Here is a 23380-nt window from a genome sequence, read left to right as displayed (position 1 = left end):
CCCCCTTGTTTTCATTTTGTTTCGAACATAACAGAATTGTACAATATTTTTGAGGAACAGTAAAGCGAGGTTGTTGCAATTGCAACAACCTCGCTTTGTTCATACCAGATACTCCATGATCCTGCCGATCAGATCTTTTCTTGCGTTGTGATTGGTGGAACTGTAGGCGATGAGCCGATTCTCATCCAGCCCGAAGGTCTTCCGATAGAGAGCCGTCTGGCTGACCACCGCACCCTTGCTCAGCTTGTCACTCTTCGTCAAGATGATCATAATGGGCAGCCCCAGGTTCAGCAGCCACTGATAACAGTCGATATCGCTTTCCATGGGTGCGTGCCGGATGTCCATGAGGACGCAGACCAGTTTCAGGTACGGAGAATTCTCCATATACTTACAGATAAAAGCCGACCACTGTTCCTTGTTCCCCTTGCTGGTCCGTGCAAACCCGTAACCGGGCAGGTCCACCGCATAGAAGGTATGCCGCTCCGCCTGCTCCTCCCGGGTCCGCTTGGCCTGGAAGGAATAGAAGTTGATGGTCTGGGTCTTTCCCGGCGAACTGCTCACCCTGGCCAGGCCTTTCCGCCGGGCCAGTGAGTTCAGCAGAGAAGATTTCCCCACATTGCTGCGGCCGATAAACGCCACTTCATCAATGGTATCCTGGGGATACTGGGTGGCTTTTACGGCAGAGGCCACATAGCTGGCGCCGATAATATCCCACTGGTTCCCTGCCATATCAGTCCTCCAGGGCCAGTTTGGTCACCTGGTCCATGCTGTCCACCGGAATGAAGGTCATATCGTTCCGGACCTTCTCCGGGATTTCCTCCAGATCCTGCTGGTTCTGGCGGGGGATCAGCACCGTCTTTACCCGATACCGGTGAGCAGCCAGTACTTTTTCCTTCAAGCCGCCAATGGGCAATACATGACCGGTGATGGTAATTTCGCCCGTCATGGCCAGATCGGCCTTCACCTTCCGTTTGGTCAGAGCGCTTTCCATGGCCGTAGCCATGGTGATACCGGCAGAAGGCCCGTCCTTAGGAATGGCCCCTTCCGGCACGTGGATATGGATGTCCACCTTTTCATTGAAGTCAGGAGCCAGGCCAAGTTCCTTGGCCCGGGACCGGATGTAGGTAAAGGCCGCCTGGGCACTTTCCTTCATCACGTCGCCCAGCTGCCCGGTAAGCACCAGTTTCCCCTTGCCTTCGCAGACCACCACTTCGATCTTCAGCAGTTCGCCGCCTACACTGGTCCAGGCCAGCCCGGTGCAGACGCCCACTTCCGATTTGGCCCGCATATCGCTTTCCAGGAAGATGGCCGGTCCCAGGTATTCCTTCAAATGAGCCGGAGTCACAGAAACTTTGGTCACGCCATCCTCCACGATTTTCCGGGCTGCCTTCCGGCAGACGGTAGCAATCTTCCGTTCCAGGTTCCGCACACCGGCCTCCCGGGTGTAATCCCGGATGATATGCTGGATGGAGGCGGCACCCAGGCTCAGCTGTCTGCCGGTCAGGCCGTTGGCCTTCCGTTCCTTGGGCAGCAGGTACAGCTGGGCGATCTTCAGTTTTTCCTCATCGGTATAGCTGGACAGTTCGATGACTTCCAGCCGGTCCAGCAGAGCCGGCGGGATGGTTTCCACTGTATTGGCGGTTACGATCCAGAACACGTTGCTCATGTCATAGGGGAATTCGATATAGTGGTCACTGAAATGGCTGTTCTGTTCCGGATCCAGCACTTCCAGCAGGGCAGAAGCCGGATCGCCCCGGAAGTCAGCCCCCATTTTGTCCACTTCATCCAGCAGGAACACCGGGTTGTCGCTGCCGCAGTCGATCATTCCGTTGATCAGACGGCCGGGCATGGCCCCGATGTAGGTCCGGCGGTGCCCTCGGATTTCTGCTTCATCCCGGATACCGCCCAGGGAAATCCGGGTGAATTTCCGGTTCACAGCCCGGGCAATGCTCTGGGCCAGGCTGGTCTTGCCAACGCCGGGAGGTCCCACCAGGCAGATGATGGGTCCCCGGTTGCTCTTGGTCAGTGCCCGTACAGCCAGGTAATCCAGGATCCGTTCCTTGACCTTTTTCAGACCGTAATGATCTTTGTCAAGCACCGCAGCCGCCTTCTTGAGGTCGTAGTTGTCCTGGGTCATCTTGCTCCAGGGCAGGCTCAGCACCGTATCCAGATAGTTCCGGATCACAGCGCTTTCGGCCATCATGGGAGGCATCTTGTACAGCCGGTCCAGTTCCTTGTCCAGCTTTTCCTTCACATCCTTGGGCAGCTTCAGCTTCTTCATTTTGTCCTGGTATTCTTTGACTTCGGCGCCCTTTTCGCCGCCTTCGTCCAGTTCCTTGTTGATGGCTTTCAGCTGTTCCCGCAGGTAGTATTCCCGCTGGTTCTGTTCAATCTGTTTCCGCACCTGCTGGGAAATGTCCTTCTCCAGGTTCACGATTTCCAGTTCCTTGCACAGGAACCCGTACAGCAGATTCAGCCGTTCCTTGACATCCGCCGCTTCCAGGATTTTCTCCTTGTCGGCGATGTCGATGGTCAGATACCCGGCGATCATATCCGCAATCTTGCCGGGGTCGGGCTGGTCTTTAAAGGTCAGCAGGACTTCCGTGTTCACCTTCTTGCTGGCCAGCACCCATTTTTCAAAGGTTTCCACCAGCATGCGCTTCAGAGCTTCTACTTCAGCGGAATGGTCGTTGACATCTTCCTTTACGGCCACATAGGCTTCCATATTCATCCCGGCTGCATCCACGACAGAAATGACTTCCACCCGGGAGAGTCCTTCCACCAGGATCCGCATAGCGCCATTGGGCAGCTTCAGCAGCTGTTTCACTTCCGCGATCACACCGAAGTTGTACAGGCTGCTGGCCGTGGGGTTCTTCTCCTCCGCCTGTTTCTGGGTCACCAGGCAGATGCGCTTGGTCATATTCATGGCCGTTTCTACCGCCTTGATGGAGCGTTCCCGGCCCACGTCCAGGTTGATGATCATACCCGGAAAGACCAGGGTGCCCCGCAGGGGCAGCAGCGGCAGTCTCATGGTATTGGCTTCCAACATATCGTTTCACCGTCCTTATCGAAATAGAGAAAAAGGGAAAAGGGATGCCAGCACCCCTTTTCCTTTTCCCTAGGCATTTTTTCTTGTATCCGTCTTATCTTGTTTTTTGAGCAGCAGTTTGGGGTCTTTGTGTTTGGTGACCACATCGGCTGTCACGATGCATTTTTCCACGTTATCCCGGCTGGGAACCTCGTACATCACGTTCTTCATGATGCCTTCGATGATGGCCCGCAGCCCTCTGGCGCCGGCGTTCCGGGCCAGTGCCTCATGAGCGATGGCTTTCAGTGCGTCATCCTCGAAGTCCAGTTCCACGTGGTCCATGGCCAGCAGGTGTTCGTACTGCTTGGTCAGGGCGTTCTTCGGCTCCGTCAGGATCTGTACCAGGGCTTTTTCGTCCAGGTTGTCCAGGGTGACCACCACCGGAAGCCGTCCCACGAATTCGGGGATCAGCCCGTACTTCACGAAGTCTTCGGGAAGTGCATGCCGGAAGGGGTTCTCGCTCTTCTTCTCGGCCTGGGTGGGAATATCGGCCCCGAAGCCCATGCTCTTCTTGCCGGTACGGGCGTTGATCACGTTTTCCAGTCCGGCAAAAGCACCGCCGCAGATGAACAGGATATTGGTGGTATCGATCTGGATCAGTTCCTGATGGGGATGCTTCCGGCCACCTTGCGGCGGCACGTTGGCCACGGTCCCTTCCAGGATCTTCAGCAGGGCCTGCTGGACCCCTTCACCGGATACATCCCGTGTAATGGAAGGGTTTTCCGATTTCCGGGAAATCTTATCGATTTCATCGATGTAGATGATTCCCCGTTCGGCCCGCTCGATATCGTAATCCGCATTCTGAATCAGCCGCAGCAGGATATTTTCCACGTCTTCGCCCACATACCCGGCTTCTGTCAGGCTGGTGGCGTCGGCAATGGCAAAGGGTACCTTCAGGATCTTGGCCAGGGTCTGGGCCAGCAGGGTCTTACCGCTGCCAGTGGGCCCCAGCATCAGGATGTTGGACTTCTGCAGTTCCACATCGTCCCGGTGCTGTCCCTGTTCGTAGTTGATCCGCTTGTAGTGGTTGTACACCGCTACTGCCAGGGTCTTCTTGGCTTCATCCTGGCCGATGACGTATTCGTCCAGGATGGCCTTGATTTCCCGGGGCTTGGGCAGGTCGGTGATTTGTTCCTCCGCCGGCCCCTTCAGGTCCTTTTCCAGCATTTCGTTGCACAGGGCAACACATTCATCACAAATAAACACATTATGGCCGGCGATCAGTTTTTTCACCTGGCTCTGCTTCTTGCCGCAGAAAGAACAGGTATAGTCTGGTCCGTCCAGATTGTTGTGATCATCGTATCCCATCTGGATCCCCTCCTTACAGTCAGGGCAAGATGGTTAAGGTCCTACCCCTTATTTTGGGTTCTTGATCTGATGGACCACCTGGTCGATCAGACCGTATTGTTCGGCTTCCACAGCGGTCATGAAATGATCCCGTTCCGTATCCTTCCGGATCTGTTCCGGAGTCTGGCCGGTGTGGTGCGCCAGGATTTCGTTCATCTCTTCCCGGATGCGCAGGATTTCACGGGCATGGATCTCAATGTCCGTAGCCTGGCCCTGGGCACCTCCCAGAGGCTGATGGATCATCACTCTGGAATGGGGCAGGGCAAAGCGTTTTCCCTTCGTACCGGCAGCCAGCAGTACAGAAGCCATGGAAGCCGCCATCCCTACACAGATGGTGGACACATCCGGCCGGATGTACTGCATGGTGTCATAAATCGCCAGCCCGGCACTGACACTGCCGCCGGGGCTGTTGATATAGAGATGGACATCCTTATCCGGATCCTCGGATTCCAGGAACAGCAGCTGGGCAATGATCAGGTTGGCCATGTGATCTTCGATTTCTCCGGTCACAAAGATGATGCGGTCTTTCAGCAGCCGGGAATAGATATCATAGCTCCGTTCGCCCTTACTGGTCTGTTCCACCACAATAGGCACATAGCTCATGCCGTCCACCTCCAACAGGTCTTATTTTTCTTCAGCAGCAGCTTCTTCAGCCTTCGGAGCGTTCTTGGCGCTGTCGATGACCAGACGGGCTGCTTTCCGGCGGGCAATGTTGGCAACCAGCACAGCCAGAGAACCATTTTCCTTGACGATCTTTTCGACCTGTCTCAGAGTAGCGCCGTGCATAGCACCCAGTTGTTCCATTTCCTTGCGGATTTCGTCTTCAGAAACTTTGATTTCTTCCTTCAGAGCGATGGCATCCAGTACCAGATCGGTCTTGATGTTTTCCAGAGCTACAGGTTTCTGTTCATCCCGGTAGGTCTTCACATCTTTGCCCAGATATTGCAGGTACAGGGGCAGGCTCATCTTATGCTGTTCCAGGTTCATGGCCAGTTCGTCCATCATCTGGTTGGCTCTTTGGGTAACCATCACATCAGGGACTTCGAATTTGGCGTTGTCCACAGCCTTTTTGATCAGGTCAGCTTCGTAAGCGGACTGGGCGCGCTGGGCTTCAGCCTTCTTCATGCGGTCCATGGTCTTTTCACGGAATTCAGCAACGGTCTTGCTGTCGCTGTTGGCAGCGATCAGTTCATCGGTCACTTCAGGAACGTCCTTGACTTTCACGTCCTGTACGGTAACTTTGAATACAGCCTTTTTACCAGCCAGTTCCTTGGCTGCGTAATCTTCCGGGAAGGTTACGTCCACATCCGTGGATTCGCCCTTTTTCAGGCCTACCAGCTGATCTTCGAAGCCGGGGATGAAGCTGCCGCTGCCCACTTCCAGAGGATAGCCCTTGCCTTCGCCGCCTTCAAAAGCCTTGCCGTCGATGGTGCCGGCAAAATCGATGATGGACAGGTCGCCTTTTTCCAGGGCTTTGCCTTCCGGAGCTTCTACCATTTTGGTAGCGCGTTTCTGCAGATTTTCAACTTCTTGATCTACATCCGCGTCAGTGATTTCCTTTTCTTTCTTTTCCACTTCCAGGCCCTTGTATTCACCCAGTTCCGGTTCCGGACGCAGGGTCACAGTCAGGGTCATTTCCATGGGTTTGCCTTCTTCGAAGGTGGAATCTTTGATTTCAGGATCGGAAACAGGCACCCAGGAGTTTTCTTTCAGGGCTTCTCTATATTGTTCATTGGCAGCGATTTCAAAGGCTTCTTCTTTGACGGCATCTTTGCCAACGTGCAGTTCTAGTACCCGGCGGGGTGCTTTGCCTTTACGGAAGCCAGGGATCGTTACTTGTTTATTGATCTTGGCAACTGCTTTTTCAAAGGCTTTGGCTACGTCTTCTACCGGCAAAGATACTTTCAGAGTTGCTTCATTACCTTTTCTTTCTACGGAAACGCTCATTTAAAAAAATCCTCCTCACATGCTGTCAGCCATTATTCATATTGGATGCTTAACAGTCTGTCTGTAATTGCTTAAAAAACCGCTCATATAGCATAGCACAAAAGGTTGAAATACGCAACCAAAAGTCAGAAAAAGCCGCTTCCGTGAGGAGCGGAAGCGGCTTTGGGAAAACGCTTATTTCCAGTATTCCAGGTCGGATTCATCCAGCCCGATGTTTTTGGCTTTGAATACAGGGTTTTCCACCCCTGCATCCAGCTGGCGGCCATAGTCGTCCATGACGGCAATGGCAGTCCCGTTCATGGCCAGGATGGAAGGAACGTTGATCAGGCACATGAAGCCCATGCAGATATCAGCCACTGCCCAGGCATTATCCATGGACATGCCGGCGCCCACGAAGATCACCAGCACAGCCACCAGCTTGAACAGTTTCATGAAGCCCTTGCCGGGTGTCTTCTTGCCGTTCAGGTAGGCCAGGCAGTTGTCCACATAGAACAGGTTGCCGATCAGGGTGGTGAAGGCAAACAGTACCATGGCCACAGTGATCATAATTGGTCCGAAAGACCCGAAGTCCACCTGGGTGGCTTTCTGTACATAGGGAGCACCAGCCAGTGCCTTGGTGGGAACCACGCCGGAGAACATGCACATCAGAGCCGTGGAGGTGCACAGCAGGGTGTCGATGAAGACGGACAGCATCTGCACCAGACCCTGCTGTGCCGGATGGGCAACATCGGCAGCAGCAGCGGCGTTAGGGGCAGACCCCACACCGGCTTCGTTGGAATACAGGCCCCGTTTGATGCCGTACATCAGGCAGGAGCCGCTGATGCCGCCCAGGATCTTCTGGAAGTCGAAGGCATCGGCGAACATGGCACCCAGCACCGTGGGAACCATGTTCAGGTGCATCACGATGATCACCAGAGACAGCAGCACGTACAGCACGCCCATGAAAGGAACCAGGATTTCGGTCACGCGCATGATCCGCTTGCCGCCGCCCACCAGGCAGTAGCCTACCAAAAGTGCCAGGACACCCCCGATGATCCAGGGCGTGGTGGCTTTGTCATAGAACCCGTACACACTGAAGGTGGACTGCAGGTTGTAGGAAGCCAGGGCGTTGAAACCGCCGGCGTAGGTAATGATCAGGAAAAAGGCGAAAGCGCTGGCCAGCAGTTTGTTATGCAGGGCGATTTCGATGTAATACGCCGGGCCGCCGTAGCTGTCCCCGTTGGCATCCCGCCGTTTGTACACCTGGGCCAGGGTGCTTTCGATAAAGGCAGTGGCACCGCCGATGATGGCGATGGCCCACATCCAGAACACGGCACCGAAGCCGCCCAGGCACAGGGCGGTAGAAATACCGATGATGTTACCGGTCCCTACCCGGGATGCGGTGGAAACCATCAGGGCCTGGAAAGAAGAAACAGAACCTTCCTTGTTGGGTTTCTGCATGACGACACGGATGCATTGCCGGAACCACCGGAACTGGATCAGCCGGGTCCGTACCGTAAAGAACAGACCAGCCACCAGCAGGACGATGATCAGGATGGGGTAATACATGACGTCATCGATCGTGGTGAGAAGTTGTGACATTGATTGTAGTCCTCCCTTTCATGGGTTCTTCCGTCCTCATCGGAAAAACCGTACAATATTACATATTATTATACACGATTATAACTGCCTTTGCAGAAAATAATACAGTATACAACAAAAGGAACTGGTCACTGCATATGATAATACTCCCGATACCACTTTGCGAACTTACTCAGACCTTCTTTGATGGTGGTCTTGGGCTTGAAACCGAAATCCTTCTCCAGTTCGCTCACATCCGCATAGGTCTGGTACACATCCCCGGGCTGCATGGGCAGGAATTCCTTTTCCGCCTTTTTCCCGATGGCTTCCTCCAGAGTCTCGATGAAGGTCATGAGCTTTTCCGGATGGTTATTGCCGATATTGTAGATTTTGTACCGGTCCCCTTCCTCATTGGGTCCGGGCGGATTGCACAGCATATCCTGGATGCCGGTAACGATGTCGTCCACATAGGTGAAATCCCGGTACATATCCCCATTGTTGAAAATGGTGATGGGCTGCCCGGCCATGATCTTATTGGTGAATTTGAAGTAAGCCATATCAGGCCGGCCAAAAGGCCCATACACCGTAAAGAACCGGAGCCCGGTGGCGGGGATCCCGTATAGATGGCAGTAGGTATAGGCCATCAGTTCGTCGGATTTCTTCGTGGCCGCATACAGGCTGATGGGATGATCCACATTATCCGTGGTGGCAAAGGGTGTCTTCTTCTGGTTCCCGTATACGGAAGAACTGGAGGCGAACAGCAGATGTCTGGGCTGGTAGTGACGGCAGGCCTCCAGGATGTTGAAAAAACCAATAATGTTGGAATCGATGTATTCCCGGGGATGGTCGATGCTGTAGCGTACCCCGGCCTGGGCGGCCAGGTTCACCACGATGTCTGGCTGGAATTCCTCAAAGATCCGATTCACAGCTGCCGCATCCGCCAGGTCCCCTTCCGTGAAGGAAAAGGCCGGGTACAGTTCCAGCCGGGCCAGACGGTCCTTTTTCAGCTGCACATCATAATAGGCGTTCATATTGTCCAGGCCGGCCACCCGGGCTCCCAGGCTCAGCAGCCGTTTGGCCAGGTGGTAGCCGATGAAGCCGGCAGCCCCGGTAATGAAGATTTTCTGATTGGCATCAAATGATTCCATGGTAACTCCTTAATCCCGGTCGAACAGATCCCGGGTATAGACTTTCTCCTTCACATCCGCCAGGTCCCCGAACCAGCGGTTGGCTACGATCACATCACACTGGGCCTTGAAGGCGGCCAGATCGTTCACCACTTTGGAACGGAAGAATTCCGGTTCGTGGAGAGTGGGTTCGTAGACCACCACCGGGATGCCCTTGGCCTTGATCCGTTTCATGACCCCCTGGATGGCCGAAGAGCGGAAATTGTCCGAGGCGCTCTTCATGGTCAGCCGGTACACCCCCACCACTTTGGGGTTCCGGGCCAGGATCTCGTCGGCAATGTGGTCCTTGCGGGTGCGGTTGGCCGCCACAATGGCCGAAATCAAATTCTGGGGCACATCCTGGTAGTTGGCCAGCAGCTGTTTCGTATCCTTGGGCAGGCAGTAGCCCCCATACCCGAAGGAAGGATTGTTGTAAAAATCACCGATCCGGGGATCCAGGCAGACACCCTTGATGATCTGGACGGTAGAAAGCCCCCGCATCTCGGCGTAAGAATCCAGTTCGTTGAAATAGGCCACCCGCAGGGCCAGATAGGTATTGGCGAACAGTTTGATGGCCTCAGCTTCCGTGGACCCGGTGAACAGCATGGGGATTTCCTTCTTCTCGGCACCTTCTGCCAAAAGCGACGCAAACTTCCGGGCCCGGGGAGAATCCTCTCCCACCACGATCCGGGAAGGATGGAGGTTGTCATATAACGCTTTCCCCTCCCGCAGGAATTCCGGGGAAAATATGATGTTGTCCGTATGGAACTGCTGCCGCATCTGCTTCGTATATCCCACCGGCACTGTGGATTTGATGACCATCACGGCCTGGGGATTGATATCCAGCACTTCTCCGATGACTGTTTCCACAGAGGAAGTATCGAAGAAATTCTTCTGCGGATCATAGTTGGTAGGAGTGGAAATGATGATGTATGCCGCATCTGTGAAAGCATCCCGGGGATCCAGGGTAGCCCGAAACCGGATGTCTTTCCGCTTCAAAAAACGGGAAATGTCCGCATCCACCAGAGGGGACTTCCCTTCGTTCAGCATCTGTACTTTTTCCGGTACGATATCCAGCGCCACCACTTCCTGGTGCTGGGCCAGCAGGAGCCCGTTGGAAAGGCCCACATACCCTGTACCTGCAATCGCGATTTTCATAAGTGGCAACTCCTTTCCTGCAATACGTTCATTATACCACAAAAGGGAGTGTAGCAAATGCAACACTCCCTTTTCTCAGCGGTCCAGCAGTTCCGGATGACGGACCAGATAGCCGGTCAGATCCAGCCAGGCTTCCCGCTCATCCGTATAAGGTTTCGGTCCCTCCGCCAGGTCTTCCGGCCCATGATCCTTTCCCAGCGGCTGGAAGAAATCCTGGCCGTAGCTGCCGTAGGCATCCTTCCGCAGCCAGTGGTAGGGCGATACCACATGGTCGATGGGTTCCAGCAGGGACGGATACAGGGAATAATAGGTGAACCCTTTGGGGGCGATCAGCTCGAAGATGGTGGGCGCAATATTCATGTGGCTGCCGATGGTGTTGCCGGCAAAACTGAACTTGTCCAGCTCCCGGTGATTCATGAGCAGTACCGGGCTGTGCCGTTCCCGAAGATTGCAGTCCCGGCCCATCAGGGATGTCCTGGCAAGCACCGGGCTCATATCGACGGAATGGTCCCCCGTCAGGATGAACAGGCAGTCCGGATAGGCCTTCCGCATGGTGCGGATGAATTTGCCCAGAGCCTGGTCCGAGAACCAGAACGTCCCCAGGTTTTTCTGGATTTCCCTGTTTTTCCGGATATCCCGGGGGGCATCGGGCATGACCTTTTCCGGGTCGTACCCATACTCAGCCAGAGGGATCTTGAAGGGCCCATGGTAGCTGGTGGTATACAGGAAGTGGAACTGGTAGGGACCGTTCGCTTCCTCCTGCTGCCTGATCAGCTCTGCCGCCTTTTCCAGGAACACATTGTCGTAGACCCCCACCCAGGTCTTGGGTGCATCCGGGCCGCAGAAGTCCGTGGCCGTCATCACCTGATCGAAGCCGCAGGCCGGAGCGAACTGGTTGAAGTTGCCATAGGTCACATTGCCTCCGTACCAGTAGGTGGAATGATAGCCCAGTTTCTTCAGCTGCCGGGGCAGGGCCGTGGGCAGGTTGTTCTTCCAGAAGCTTTCCTTTTCGTTCAGTTCCAGGCCTGCGTCGAAGATGCCGCTCATGAGGCTGACGATGGACGGACGGGAAATGATCCCCGCCGAAAGGGCACTGGTCAGACTGGCCGTATGAGGGTCTTCCATCAGCAATTTGCCCCCCTGCACCAGGTTCAGGCAGGCAAATTGCGGCTCAAAGAACTGCTGCAGATAGCTTTCCCCCACGAACAGGAAAATGTGGGTGGGCTTGGTGATCCGAGGTCCCCCGGCCGTCCGTTTGAACCCGTAGGCCGGGTTGGGCAGCCGGGCAATGGGCGTTTTTTCCGTCAGCAAAGGCTGGACAGCTGTCAGATCCTGTTCATCCGTATGCTCATAAGCCGGGTTCAGTTTGTGTTTCAGTACCTGTTCCAGGGCCACCAGGTCGTCCACCGTGGCCTTGGCAAAGAAAATATCCTTTTTCACCACACTGGGGATGGTATCCCATTCCGGCTTGTTGTCGTGCCAGAAGGTACCCCCGTACCGGAACCAGTAAAAGGCCGCAATGGCCCCCAGGAAAATCACCGTGTTGTAGCCGTAGTGGAGGATGGGAGAAAAAAAGTCCAGATACTGGAAGCTGGGCAGTTGGAGCAGCCCCTGGATGCACGCAGCGCATACCCCCAGATAAGGCAGGACGCCAAGCAGGATCCAGGCGCCGTGATCCTGGTGGAAAAAGATATCCGCCAGATTGTGTTTCTCTGCTTTGGCCCCCAGTTTCATGGTCTGGTTGAAGATGTCATGGAAATGTTTGTAAAACAGCATCTTTCCCGCAAAAGCCAGGTACAGTACCAGGCTGTACACCAGTCCGCCCAAGAGCCGCAGGGTATCCCCCCAGCGGTGCCACACCGGAAAAAAGGCCCCGGGCAAAGACAGCAGCACCAGAGGGATCAGGAACACATAGGCATTGAAATCCATGCCCCACCAGAACCCGTAGCGGAAGCAGTGCCAGAGCACCTGACCCTTCCCCTTCAGGCTGCGGTAGGGATTGTACACTTTGATGAAGATCAGACGGAAGATGGCACACAGGATGGGAAAGAACAAAAACAGTTTCGCGTCTTGCTGCAGCGATGCAAAAAATAGGGAAAACAAAGTAGACCTCCTTTATGGCAGCAGGGAATACTTTGTTCCCCGCCCTTTACCGATGCGCCGGATGGCTTTCTTGGTACTCATCCGATTCAGCAGCCGAATAACTTTATTTTTTTCAAATCCCGTTTCCTTTTCGATATCTTGACGGCTCAGAAGCGTATTAGACGTAAAAAGGGCTTTGATTTTTTCTTCTTCCTGATCCAGAGAAGGGAGCGCATCCAAAAGTGGCAGGACCACCTGGATAATATGTTCCGTAATATGGAATTCCGGTTTCACCTGGCTTCGTACATAGGCATAGCGGATCCGCTGGATTCCCGTCCCAAAAGCTTCGATATAACCCAGACGGTAAAATACATTGGCCAGTTTGGGATTCCGTAAGATCGAAATCTGGTGCTGCAGATATTCTTCCTGGGTAATCCCTGCCGGCAGACCTCCTGGCGAGGTAATTTCGACCCGATCCGGATAGAGAGCCACACGGATGGCCGTCGGGATATCCCACGTCCGATGGACCAGCGCATTGGCAATGGCTTCCCGTACTGCTTTTCCCGGTATTTTCTCGATGGTTTTCCGCTCGATTCCCTGGATTTTTTCCACCCGGTATTCTTTGATAATCCTTTCCGTCGCCTCATGATACAAAGTCAATACGGACGCCCCGCTCCATTGGATACGGTCTCGGATTTCATCAATGGAAGAACCGAAAATCATCATGTCGATCCCGGGAAAGGGATTTTGATCCGAAAACAGTGCAGCCACATGGGAATATGTTCCTTTCGAAGCATAAAACCCCAGCGTCTTCAAAACATCCTCATTGAGGGTCCTGATCCCCATTTGGCGCTTCATTTCCTTCTGCAGGGTGGAAAAGGTCAGCTGCTGCTGTTTGGCAGGCAGGTCTTCAAAATATTGGTGACTGCCTTCCAGGATCAGCCGATTCAGCGCCAGCCGATCCACCTCGACGCTGGCAGAATCACTGCGTCGATAGGCTTTGTTTTTATAGAGATACGGAGGATTCTCTCCTTTTTGAACAGAGAGTGTAATCGTCCGGTTCTCCGAATTGATCTGCAGCGTATATTCAGGAGCAGGAGAGATGCTGTCATTGATTTTATTTTCGATATCCAGGCAGGTCTGTACCGGCTCTGCCATACCGCAAATCGTCCCGTCATTCCGTACACCAAAGATGATTCTGCCATCCTGATAATTGGCAAAAGCACTGACTGTTTTCAGGAACGAATTCGTAATGGCTTCCTTATATTCCAGACTGCTGTTTTCTCGTTCCACAGTTCCATCTCCTTTCTACTGCTTTCGTTTGATTTGCGTTTCATATTATTATAGCAATAAATGAAACGCAAATGCAACGAAGCTTTTATCGTTGCATTTGCGTTTGAAACGAAAACAAGAAAGAAATCTGGGCCCGGCATCCGTTCCCAGGTCTGAATTTTTCTTCATTGAAGGTTCTCCAGCCAATTCTGCAGCAGGTGATCATATGTCCGAATCCGTTCCACCACAGCTCTGGCAAACGATTCATCATATGTATGGGTCGTCAAATTCCTGTCATCGGCCATCTGCAAAGCTTGTGTCGTCTGTTCTTCATCCAGGAGACCCAGTTCCCGGCAGCAGCGGATCACCTTTTTGGGCGATGCTGCATCGATGCCTTCTTCTGCATAAAGATATTCCTTGGCACATTTCCAAAGGATTTCAAAAGAAAACTCAAATCGTTGGATCAATGCATCCCGTTCCACATCACTTAATTCAGTTTTAGAAGCCAATTCATGGAGTTTGTTCAAAACCTTTTGGGTGAGTTCTAATCGTTCTTGAATTTTTTCCATACGATACCCTCCTTGTGAATTCTCTGCTTCAGTGTTTCACTGGCAAAAGACATATCTATTAGAGGATGTGGACAAAATCTTGGTTCTAGGGACGGTTGTGTCCTGAATTGACAGAATTGATTATATACTATATGATGAAAAGTGAATTTTTATTTCACAATTTCACATAATTATCACCTATGGAGGTTTTCCAATTGAATTCCATACACATTCCTCATCCGTCCCGTTCCCAGCTTCTGCACAGTACCAAAATTTTCCTGAAGATTGCACTTGTCTTCCTGTTCCTGTTTGCAGCTGCTTTCCAGTCTCCACTGCATTCTCTGCACCATATTACCTGGCTTCGACTCATCCGCAGCTTTCTATTCCTGTTTGGTTCCATCCTGCTGATGCAGAGCAGTGAACTTTTTTCCAGTCAGGAAAGTGGCTTCCAAAAAAGCCGCCACTTCGCCCTGGGTTGTACGCTGCTTTGGCTCTTCCCTTACCTTTTCGTTTTTTCCCATATTCCAGATTATTTCCAGAAAGATATAGGAAACTACTATATCTTCCCTTCCGTTTTCTACCTTACCACCTGCCTGTTCCAACGGCTGATTCCGCTGACTGGAAGAACCGCTGTCCTGCTCCGCTTCCTGTATACAGCCCTAATTTTCTTTCTTATGCTCTCTGCCTGCGGATTCCTGTTTTATTTTCTCCATTACGGAAATCTCCTAGATGAAATTGTCCTGCTGTCCATTTTGGCTACCACACCCCAGGAAACCTATAACTATCTGACTTCAATTTTTTCTTTTCCTTTCCTGCTAGGACTACTGACAGCTCTGATTCTGTTCTTTATCTTCCTGTTCCACACCTTTCGGAATACCTGTTTTCCCCTTGCCGTTTCCTTTCGGCATAAAAAATCCTGGTGGCTGCTCACCCTGGCCATCCTGTTTTTCTTTATCAATTATATGATGTCTGTTTTCCCCATGGACCGGGTTGCCCACCTGTATGCTAAAGGCGGTCCTCTTCGAGCGTTTACAGAATTACACCGTAACCTGCCACGCAGTACCCAGACCCTGAAGCTGGAAAGCATTGAAAATCTAACCAGCCAGAAAGTTCCCGGAACCATCATTTTGGTACTGGGTGAAAGTGCCAACCGGGACAAGATGTCCGCTTTTGCTGCCACATCCATGGATACTACACCCTGGGAAGCCAGCCGGAAACAGGATCCAAATTTTTACTTTTATCCTCATGCCTATTCCAATTTCCCCAATACAGTCATGGCCGTCACCCAAGCCCTGACCAGTGCCAACCAATACAACCGAAAGCCGCTGAAATATGCCGTGGATCTGCTAACTCTGGCAAAACGAGCCGGATATGAAACCTACTGGATCTCTACCCAGGGAAAAAGCAGCGTATCCGATGCCGGAATCACGGTCATCGCACAACAGGCGGATCATCTCCAATGGCTGAATGGAGACGATGATGTGCTATTTCCGGCCCTGGCTCAAGTACCTGCTGGGCAGAATAACTTTGTTGTTCTCCATATCACCGGCAGCCATTTCCGATGCGACCAACGGATTCCGGAAGCCTACGTGCAGAAGCAGCACTGGTCCAGCCTATCCAAGAACGAAAAAGCCATCTGGTACGACCGTTCTCTCCGCTTCACCGATGACATCCTGCAGAAAATCTTTGAAACAGGATTGAAACAACTGGATCTGCAAGTCATGGTATACGTATCTGATCACGGAGAAGACCTAGAGCTAACCCATACGGCCTCACCCTTCAAATTCAACATGGTGCGGATTCCTTTGTGGATTTATCTTTCTCCGGCTTACCAGCAGGCGTACCCGCAAACAGCATCCGTGCTGCGCCAACATCAGCAGGCTATATTCACCAATGATCTGCTGTTCGATACCATGTCAGGTCTGCTCCAGGCTCCCTCCAATTATTATGATGTACGGTATGACCTGACTCGGGAAGAGTATGCCATCACGCGGGAAAATGCCCTGACTCTTCACGGGAAAAAACATATTGCTGAAGATAAGTAACAAAAAAAGCAAAAGACATTCCCGCCCTTTTAGGTCAATTATAGTCCGGTCTTAACAATTAGTTATATTATTCATTTTCTAAAATAATAAATATTCTTAGAAGTGAATTTTTCCCATTTCATTAAAACAGCTTTCGCTTTTACAACTTATACCGGATCTTCAAAATCGCATACCAACCCATACCCCACAGATAATCGGCCAGACTTTCTTTTTTGCGGAACTTGGCCCATTGTCTGAAGTCGTGGTAGTTCTCCGGCTTCTTGATGGGTAAGGTATTTGTAATGGTCTCCCAGGGTGACAGGGCATTGTATTTCCGCCACTGGGCATCGAAGGATGCCAGCACCATCTGCCAGGGCTTCCGCCGTCCTGTCCAGTGGATGATCACTCCCTGGCCCCGGTCATCTTCGCCCCCGCCGAATTCATTGTATACCAGCGGCAGAAACAGGTTGCTCCCGTCAAAGGTCAGGTTCAGCACATCCTGGCTCTGGCCCAGGAACCGTTCCCGTGGTTCCTTCTGAAAAGAAAAAGCCTTTTCCGTAATGCCCTGTTTTTCCCATTCGGGGATGTTCACGATCATGATTCCGTCATTGAAATACTTTCCGTTCTTCAGCTTCAGGTACCCGCCCCGGTAGGCCGCATCTTTCGGCCGTTCGGAAACGGCTCCCATGGCCTTCCCCGTCATATCCAGGACGAACAGCGGCTTCAATGACCGGATCACCATGGTATCCGCATCCAGATACAGGAACCGGTCCGTTTCCGCCTGCAGCACCTTAGCCATGTACAGGCGCCCGTAGGTAATCCGAGAGAACCGGGCCACCTTCACATGGAAATCCTGGAAAGGTTCCATATTCAACTCATACAGCACGCAGCGGCAGTGCCATTTTTCCGCCACCTGCCGGACCTTGTCGGCGTTGTCCGGACTGTACCCGTCGGTAAACAGATGGAACACCAGAGGCTGCCCCGGATTATTCTCCAGGACGGAAACCATGGATGCCCCCATGATCTGGAAAAACGGGTCATTTACATTGTAGGCCACATGCCAGGGATTTTCGCTCTCTGCCGGCAAGGCATCAAAAGTTTCCTGTTTTTTGATGAAATTTTTCAAATCGAAAAAAACAGGTTCAAATGTCTTCATTACATCTCCTGTATATCTTCACCCTTATTTTATTTTTGTTCCTACTTTCGTCACCAGATATTTCAGTACCCAATAGAAACTTTTGCCAAACTGCCCCTGCTTTCGATAAAAACGGGACAAGTAATGCATCTCCCGGTAATTACGCGGCCGATCCATAGGCTGATTTTTCCAGGGCGATACCGCATAATATTTTTTAAAATATCTTTGTAATGGGAAATCCAACCAATAGTACCATGGTTTAGTGCCTGCATAATGAAGGAACACTGTCCCCTCAGGAACTTCTTCAATCGGGTCATCCCCCGGAATAAAATTGAATCTCTCGTCCAGCAACCTTTTATACCCCTGCAGAACAATATTCAATGCATCTTGATCCACATGATTCAGTTCTTCCTTGTGCGCAAAAAATACTTCCAGAAGATGCTCTGCCACTTTTTGTTTTTTCCACTGCTCCAGATTGATGTAGAGCATACCTGAATTGAAATAATCAGTCAGATGGAATTTCCTTTCCTGTTTTTCCGCAGTAACGGGCTTATCCTTGACTACCATGACGATTGCATTGGAAAAATCTCTTTTTATCAATTCGTTCAGATTTCCCAAGCAGACAATATCTCCATCCAGATACAGGACACGGGAAAGTCTTTCAGGCACCAGTTTTTCCAGGAATATCCGATAATAAGATGCCCGGCCCAGCGAAGAAAAAACTGGCAGCCCATCCAGGATCTGTAATTGTAGTTCATGGATACAGATGACACAATTGGGATAAGTGGAAGCCAGCGCATCCAGCTGTCCCACACTTTTCTCACTAAGACCTTCCGTCATAACATGAAAGATAAAAGAATATGCAGGATTATTTTCCAGTACCGAAACTATGGAAACACCCATAGGCATAACAAAATTCTCATCTGTTCCATAGCCAATATGGATGGCCTGATTATCTTGCAAAATTGCCTGGTTTCCCAACAAAACATATTTCTTTTCTAATTTAGCCGGAATTTCCATAAACTTCCTTTCTCTATCCCAAAAATTTTTTCACTTTTTCCTGGACCATAGCCAGGGTTACCCCATCTACGCAGTCTGTCTTTTTACATCTCATCGGCCCAATGCAGATATGCTTTCCTGAACATGGTAAATGAGCACTCACTGTTTCACAATGATACCCAGGAGCTCGATAGATGACAGGAGAATTGTGAGTAAAAATAGTTACCACCGAGCATCCTGCTGCTGCCCCGATATGAGCTGTCCCTGTATCCAGAGAAATCAACAGATCTACCTGAGACAAAAGCGCTACCAATTGCTGAAATGTGGTCATTCCCACCAGATTGATAACCTGTTGATGGTTCTGTAACCCGGCCATGATTGCTTCTGCCCGCTGGGTATGGGCCGGAATGCCTGTAAGAAGCAGGGTTGCTCCATATTGAGTCTGGAGCCAGTTACCCAAAGCGCTGAATTTTTCCACAGGCCAGTCTTTCGTTTGGGTTGTAGTTTGGAAACAAATGGCAATTTTTTTACTGCCTGCCGGCACTTTTTTTAACAAGTCCTGTGCCCATTCCTTATCCTCTTCCGTTACCTTCAATTTGGGTGGAATAAAACCCGTTTCCGGATCTCCAAAATAGTCTCGCATCATCTGCTGAAAACTGGATGCCATGGAATGCTCCTGGTACTTCCAGCCTTGTGGCAGAGAAAGATCTCGGGTATAAAACAATTTTTCCCAACCCAATTTCCATCCTAATGCCTGTTCCATACTGATTCGTTCAGGGATTTGCGCAAACCATTTCATTAAAGTAACCCGTTCTCTTGGATCAAGAGAGATTCCCAGGTCAAAATTGTATTTAGCCAACTGCCGTCCCATACGATACACATCCATATATCCGCCTTTGCTCTTATATCGGTAAGGGATTACCTGATCTACCCCATCCAACAGATTAGCCACAAAAGCCAGATCGGCACTGCAGAGATATGTAATAGTCGCTTCTGGACAATTTTTCCGAAGGACCGGCAGCACAGATGCCGTCATGACCATATCCCCCATATGCATAATACCATCAATAAAAATATTTTTATATTCCATTCTACTCTTTTTCGTAATATAACTCCTGAATATGTCTTAACAAACGCCGGACAATAAATCGAATCTTATCAGCGACTGATAATTGATCATACCAATATCGAAAATGATACTGTTTGATTTTTGATTTTTGATTTTTGATTTTTGATTTTTGATTTTTGATTTTTGATTTTTGATTTTTGATTTTTGATTTTTGTATTATTTAATCCATCCGATTCAATTTCGATAGTAGATACACAACTCAGATTTTCGTTTAACCTCACTAAGTCCTTATTTACACAGTAAAGATTTAGGAATCCTAATTTTTGATAAATCGCCCAAGCATCCATTTCTATTCGTACAAGTGTCTGTGCTTTCAGCAAATTTTCTGCAGCGCCCCTGTTAATTACATAAGCGTGAGACGCAGTTCCTGCCAGACTTCTCATAATATATACACCATCATCCAACTTTTCGACTTTTTTCTTCAACCCATCAAATTTATAAAGAGCCAATACGGTAGATTCTGTCCGTTTGTTCATGAATTGTTGGATTTTAGGCTGGAGCCTGATAAAATCTTCTGTAAGTTGAACATCATCCTCAAAAACATAGACATACTTTTCTGCCGTACTCAAGAATTTTTTATAAATCCCCAAATGGGATAAAGCACAGCCAATGGCACCCAATTTAAGTAATCCATAATCACACGAAAGCATTTTCAATTGCTTCTGTGTTAAATTTTTTCCAATTACAGCATCAAAAAAGTTTGGTGTAATTTCCCATTGAGTAAAGCTACGAATGATGTTCTTTTTTCGTTCGCTCATTACTTTATCACTGATTACGTAATGATAAAATCCCATCGATTTCTTACTCCTTATCCCCATCAATCATATTATTTTTATAGGCAAATGATGCCAGCGTGATTCCCCATAACGCATAATATAAACGAAGTCCATATTTAGAGAACATGGTATTGTCAACCATCCCATGAATAAAAAAAGCCGTGGTAATCCAGAACATGACAAGCAGATAATTGTTGTCAGGTTCATCATATCGTTTTTTTAAAAGCAGATAAAAAGTATATCCCATAAAAACCAGATACCCTATCCCTCCTAAGGTACCTGTCGCTGAAAAGAAATCCGCAATATTATTGTGCGGCAGCATCAAACCCGGTTCTCTTGCTCCTGGAAGAATATACTTTTGACGATATACAGTATTCCAGGTACTAATTCCAACGCCACATACTTTATGATCAGCCCACATATGATAAGCCGATGTCCACAAAAGTTTTCTTTCTCCATCATAAGAACGATTATTATAGAAAGCAGCTGTTTTAAAAAAAAGCCCCGTCAATATAAAAATAAGCACACAAAACAGGCCGACAATTCTTGGGATACACCATTCTCGCTGTGCCAGTTTTTGGACCAGGAAAACTCCAATACCACCAATCAGGAAGCCTATAATCCCGCCACGGGAAAAACTGGTAAAAAGCAGCATCGTTGATACTACCACGGTTACAAGCGATAGGATATAGCGTCCTACTTGATGATTTCTCCTGTATTTAATGGCTTCAAAAATCAACCAAGGAATAACCACTTCCAACACCATGGCATAGGTATTGGGTGAAGCTACAGGTCCATGGACTCGCTGACTCAGACCATGCTGAAACAATTGCCGAATTCCATATCCATTCAGTACCCAAAGTCCTGCAAGAAGGCCTGGCCATAATTTGGCTATTCTCTGATCCTTTCTTTGCAACAAAAAATAAAACAGAAACATGGGCATAGAATATGAAAACAGCTTTATGGCTGTTCTTCCATTCTTTGTCCCCGATAAAAAGGACGCCAGTACAACCATGGCCGTAAAAAAGCCAAATGCATACAGAAAATTTTTCTCTTTCCACTGAATTGTGCTTTTTTTTGAGAAGTAAACGTACCCCGCAATAAGAGTCAGTAACCCTGCGCTGATACTCAGTCCCGCATTCCAGTTCGTCGTACTCAAAAAGAATATATAAACATTCAATAAAAACAAAACCAGACTCTCAAATTTATCCCCTATAATCATTGGTGTGAGACTTCCCTTAATTTTTCAAAACAACTTCTTCCATAATTCTGCCAGCTTCAGCCGCAGCTGCTGCCGGGCAATGGATTTTCCCTTCATATCCCTCCCGGGCTGGGGCATCGATACCCCGGAAAAGGCTGTCCGTTCCAGATAGGTGTAATAGCTTTCATTGAACCGCCCCTTGGGCTGGAATTCCCAGGGTTTGTACCGTCCGGCCCAATGGAAAACAGCGGGCCGCTCCAGGGCTTCCAGAGCCAGATTTCGCCAGCGTGATTTCTTCAGGACTTTCACCGGCAGGGTGAATACAGGAGGAATTACATTCCAGCGCAGCGGAAGTGCCTGCCAGTTGCGGTAGAACACCTTGTTCAGTCCGTCCTGGTCGTGATGCCGGAAATTCCCCTTTTCCACGCATGCCACTACCTGCTGGCCGTATCCTTCTTTCCGCCAGGCAGCCACATCCAGCAGCATGACACCGGAATTGAAATACAGCTCCCCTTCCGGGATGCCCAGGGTTTCTTCCTTCTGCCGCCGCATGCGGGAAGAAGCCAGGATGCCCAGATCGGGCACGGCACCTACCGGTTTCCCCGCCAGGTCCATGTCCCACAGCTCCTGGATATCATCCAGCACCACCAGATCTGTATCCAGATAGATCACCCGATCTACAGTCCGGGGGACCAGTTTGGGGATCAGCAGGCGCAGATAGGCCGACCGGTTCACATGGCCGCTGGTATGGGCCCTGATTTCCAGGCTGCCTGTAGGAATGAACGTGATGCATCCCTGCTGCTGGGTTACAGTAGCCGCCAGGGCCGCCTCCTTGGTTTCGCTGATGCCATCACTGAAAAAGTAGAAATGGATGGGCAAATTTTTTTTATGGTTGGCCAGGATGGAAGCACAGGCCACCGCTCCATGCTGGGCATAGTTGTCATCGGCTGCCAGTACTACAGCGATTTCTTCCATACCAGCACCCCCTTTGGTTTATTTTTCCTGCTGTTTTTCCATCAGTTTCATATATTTCACAGCCGTATACAATCCGTGCTGCAAGGTGGCAATGAAGCCCATGCTGCCTTCCAGGAATCCGCCCTGGAGCAGATATACCTTCAGCATTCCCCCCAGGGCATGGCGCACCGCTGCTCCGGCCGTAGCCCGTTTGCCCCGGGCATAGGCTTCCTCCGCCCACAGGGTGGTATACTGTCCGGCTTTGTTCCACCACTGCTGATAGGAATCGTAGGTATGGTGTAGCAGGGCTTCCGGCAGATTCTTCATGGGCAGCCGACATTCAGGCCGCTCGTGGACCTTCCCCACCCATTCCACGGTATCCCGTGGGAACAGTCGTTTCACCCGATCCGGGCCAAAGGCACCGAAATGGAACTGGTGGCCGAACGCCCGGTTAATCCGCTTGAAGGAATACTGGTGATCCATACGGCCGGCTTTGATCTCATTCACTTCCCGGACCAGATCCGGCGTCATCCGCTCATCGGCGTCCAGGTACAAAATCCAGTCCCCGGAAGCCTGCTGGGAGGCAAAATTCCGCTGGGCTGCAAAGTCGTTGTCCCATTCCCGGAAAACCACGCAGGCTCCGGCTTCCCGGGCCAGGGGCACGGTGTGATCCGTGCTGCCTGCATCCACCACCAAGATCTGATCCGCACAGAGTTTGGCAGACGCAATGGCATCCAGGATATGGTTTTCTTCGTTTTTGGTTAAAATGGCTACGGTACAGGTTCCCATGGTCTTCTCCTTTATATACTCATTATTAGTTTACCGTAAAGCCAGAGGGAAGGCAAGAAAAAGCAAAATCAAAACTACCCGTATAACGGGTAGTTTGCTCTGCGGCTATAAGCCGCGTTACCTGCCTCGGCCTTAAGGCCCTAGATTTAAAGGCTACCAACCGCACTACATTTCCTGGCAGCCCCTCACTCGAGGGGCTTATTTT

At 50.6% G+C, this 23380-nt stretch carries 19 protein-coding genes; 1 reads left to right on the top strand and 18 read right to left on the bottom strand.

Going from position 1 to position 23380, the window contains the following annotated elements; translation table 11 throughout:
* Window positions 1-99: 99 nt before the first annotated feature.
* From yihA to ACR0QW_RS03255, 11 genes are all read right to left on the bottom strand, one after another.
* On the bottom strand, window positions 100-729 hold the full coding sequence (gene yihA / locus ACR0QW_RS03305; RefSeq protein WP_432642303.1) for a ribosome biogenesis GTP-binding protein YihA/YsxC: 630 nt from the start codon (window positions 727-729) through the stop codon (window positions 100-102).
* Window position 730: 1 nt separating this feature from the next.
* Window positions 731-3049, bottom strand: a complete 2319-nt coding sequence (gene lon, locus ACR0QW_RS03300) for an endopeptidase La (RefSeq protein WP_432642302.1) — start codon at window positions 3047-3049, stop codon at window positions 731-733.
* 69 nt (window positions 3050-3118) lie between these two features.
* On the bottom strand, window positions 3119-4396 hold the full coding sequence (gene clpX / locus ACR0QW_RS03295; RefSeq protein WP_432642301.1) for an ATP-dependent Clp protease ATP-binding subunit ClpX: 1278 nt from the start codon (window positions 4394-4396) through the stop codon (window positions 3119-3121).
* A 48-nt stretch (window positions 4397-4444) separates the two neighbouring features.
* Window positions 4445-5038 carry an ATP-dependent Clp endopeptidase proteolytic subunit ClpP gene (clpP, locus tag ACR0QW_RS03290; RefSeq protein WP_432642300.1) on the bottom strand — a complete coding sequence of 198 codons (594 nt, stop codon included), beginning with the start codon at window positions 5036-5038 and terminating at the stop codon, window positions 4445-4447.
* Between the two features lie 21 nt (window positions 5039-5059).
* Window positions 5060-6382, bottom strand: a complete 1323-nt coding sequence (tig, locus tag ACR0QW_RS03285) for a trigger factor (RefSeq protein ID WP_432642299.1) — start codon at window positions 6380-6382, stop codon at window positions 5060-5062.
* A gap of 174 nt (window positions 6383-6556) precedes the next feature.
* On the bottom strand, window positions 6557-7963 hold the full coding sequence (locus tag ACR0QW_RS03280) for an alanine/glycine:cation symporter family protein (RefSeq protein WP_432642298.1): 1407 nt from the start codon (window positions 7961-7963) through the stop codon (window positions 6557-6559).
* 128 nt (window positions 7964-8091) lie between these two features.
* On the bottom strand, window positions 8092-9090 hold the full coding sequence (locus ACR0QW_RS03275; RefSeq protein ID WP_432642297.1) for an NAD-dependent epimerase: 999 nt from the start codon (window positions 9088-9090) through the stop codon (window positions 8092-8094).
* A 9-nt stretch (window positions 9091-9099) separates the two neighbouring features.
* Window positions 9100-10266, bottom strand: a complete 1167-nt coding sequence (locus ACR0QW_RS03270; RefSeq protein ID WP_432642296.1) for a nucleotide sugar dehydrogenase — start codon at window positions 10264-10266, stop codon at window positions 9100-9102.
* 75 nt (window positions 10267-10341) lie between these two features.
* Complete coding sequence (locus tag ACR0QW_RS03265; protein ID WP_432642295.1) at window positions 10342-12369, bottom strand: LTA synthase family protein; 2028 nt, start codon at window positions 12367-12369, stop codon at window positions 10342-10344.
* A gap of 12 nt (window positions 12370-12381) precedes the next feature.
* Entirely contained in the window at window positions 12382-13641 is a 1260-nt protein-coding gene (locus ACR0QW_RS03260) for an ATP-binding protein (protein ID WP_432642294.1), read from the bottom strand.
* Window positions 13642-13805: 164 nt separating this feature from the next.
* Window positions 13806-14189: an HI0074 family nucleotidyltransferase substrate-binding subunit gene (locus ACR0QW_RS03255; RefSeq protein ID WP_432642293.1), complete on the bottom strand. Its 384-nt coding sequence runs from the start codon at window positions 14187-14189 to the stop codon at window positions 13806-13808.
* Between the two features lie 194 nt (window positions 14190-14383).
* Between ACR0QW_RS03255 and ACR0QW_RS03250 the strand changes: the two genes are divergently transcribed.
* Window positions 14384-16213, top strand: coding sequence for a phosphoethanolamine transferase (locus ACR0QW_RS03250; protein WP_432642292.1), 1830 nt, complete (start codon window positions 14384-14386; stop codon window positions 16211-16213).
* A 139-nt stretch (window positions 16214-16352) separates the two neighbouring features.
* Here ACR0QW_RS03250 and ACR0QW_RS03245 read toward each other — a convergent pair whose 3' ends face one another.
* The 7 genes from ACR0QW_RS03245 to ACR0QW_RS03215 all read right to left on the bottom strand — a co-directional run bounded on the left by ACR0QW_RS03245 (window position 16353) and on the right by ACR0QW_RS03215 (window position 23175).
* Window positions 16353-17348: a glycosyltransferase family 8 protein gene (locus tag ACR0QW_RS03245; protein ID WP_432642291.1), complete on the bottom strand. Its 996-nt coding sequence runs from the start codon at window positions 17346-17348 to the stop codon at window positions 16353-16355.
* A gap of 24 nt (window positions 17349-17372) precedes the next feature.
* A complete protein-coding gene (locus ACR0QW_RS03240; RefSeq protein WP_432642290.1) occupies window positions 17373-18347 on the bottom strand; it encodes a glycosyltransferase family 8 protein in 975 nt (324 codons plus the stop codon).
* Window positions 18348-18360: 13 nt separating this feature from the next.
* On the bottom strand, window positions 18361-19416 hold the full coding sequence (locus ACR0QW_RS03235; RefSeq protein WP_432642289.1) for a glycosyltransferase family 9 protein: 1056 nt from the start codon (window positions 19414-19416) through the stop codon (window positions 18361-18363).
* 86 nt (window positions 19417-19502) lie between these two features.
* Entirely contained in the window at window positions 19503-20249 is a 747-nt protein-coding gene (locus ACR0QW_RS03230; RefSeq protein WP_432642288.1) for a glycosyltransferase family 25 protein, read from the bottom strand.
* Between the two features lie 7 nt (window positions 20250-20256).
* A complete protein-coding gene (locus ACR0QW_RS03225) occupies window positions 20257-21453 on the bottom strand; it encodes an O-antigen ligase family protein (RefSeq protein WP_432642287.1) in 1197 nt (398 codons plus the stop codon).
* A 24-nt stretch (window positions 21454-21477) separates the two neighbouring features.
* Window positions 21478-22407, bottom strand: a complete 930-nt coding sequence (locus ACR0QW_RS03220; protein ID WP_432642286.1) for a glycosyltransferase family 8 protein — start codon at window positions 22405-22407, stop codon at window positions 21478-21480.
* 18 nt (window positions 22408-22425) lie between these two features.
* Entirely contained in the window at window positions 22426-23175 is a 750-nt protein-coding gene (locus ACR0QW_RS03215) for a glycosyltransferase family 2 protein (RefSeq protein WP_432642285.1), read from the bottom strand.
* Between the last annotated feature and the right edge of the window lie 205 nt (window positions 23176-23380).

It is taken from the genome of Acidaminococcus sp., assembly GCF_050873445.1.
Lineage (GTDB): Bacteria > Bacillota > Negativicutes > Acidaminococcales > Acidaminococcaceae > Acidaminococcus.
The sequence above is the reverse complement of the archived record's forward strand: the minus strand, read 5'-3'. Positions and strand labels throughout refer to the sequence as shown.

Coding starts and splice junctions, on each gene's coding strand:
- yihA (WP_432642303.1), bottom strand. CDS start 729: ATGGCAGGGAACCAGTGGGATATTATCGGCGCCAGCTATGTGGCCTCT.
- lon (WP_432642302.1), bottom strand. CDS start 3,049: ATGTTGGAAGCCAATACCATGAGACTGCCGCTGCTGCCCCTGCGGGGC.
- clpX (WP_432642301.1), bottom strand. CDS start 4,396: ATGGGATACGATGATCACAACAATCTGGACGGACCAGACTATACCTGT.
- clpP (WP_432642300.1), bottom strand. CDS start 5,038: ATGAGCTATGTGCCTATTGTGGTGGAACAGACCAGTAAGGGCGAACGG.
- tig (WP_432642299.1), bottom strand. CDS start 6,382: ATGAGCGTTTCCGTAGAAAGAAAAGGTAATGAAGCAACTCTGAAAGTA.
- ACR0QW_RS03280 (WP_432642298.1), bottom strand. CDS start 7,963: ATGTCACAACTTCTCACCACGATCGATGACGTCATGTATTACCCCATC.
- ACR0QW_RS03275 (WP_432642297.1), bottom strand. CDS start 9,090: ATGGAATCATTTGATGCCAATCAGAAAATCTTCATTACCGGGGCTGCC.
- ACR0QW_RS03270 (WP_432642296.1), bottom strand. CDS start 10,266: ATGAAAATCGCGATTGCAGGTACAGGGTATGTGGGCCTTTCCAACGGG.
- ACR0QW_RS03255 (WP_432642293.1), bottom strand. CDS start 14,189: ATGGAAAAAATTCAAGAACGATTAGAACTCACCCAAAAGGTTTTGAAC.
- ACR0QW_RS03245 (WP_432642291.1), bottom strand. CDS start 17,348: ATGAAGACATTTGAACCTGTTTTTTTCGATTTGAAAAATTTCATCAAA.
- ACR0QW_RS03240 (WP_432642290.1), bottom strand. CDS start 18,347: ATGGAAATTCCGGCTAAATTAGAAAAGAAATATGTTTTGTTGGGAAAC.
- ACR0QW_RS03235 (WP_432642289.1), bottom strand. CDS start 19,416: ATGGAATATAAAAATATTTTTATTGATGGTATTATGCATATGGGGGAT.
- ACR0QW_RS03230 (WP_432642288.1), bottom strand. CDS start 20,249: ATGGGATTTTATCATTACGTAATCAGTGATAAAGTAATGAGCGAACGA.
- ACR0QW_RS03225 (WP_432642287.1), bottom strand. CDS start 21,453: ATGATTATAGGGGATAAATTTGAGAGTCTGGTTTTGTTTTTATTGAAT.
- ACR0QW_RS03220 (WP_432642286.1), bottom strand. CDS start 22,407: ATGGAAGAAATCGCTGTAGTACTGGCAGCCGATGACAACTATGCCCAG.
- ACR0QW_RS03215 (WP_432642285.1), bottom strand. CDS start 23,175: ATGGGAACCTGTACCGTAGCCATTTTAACCAAAAACGAAGAAAACCAT.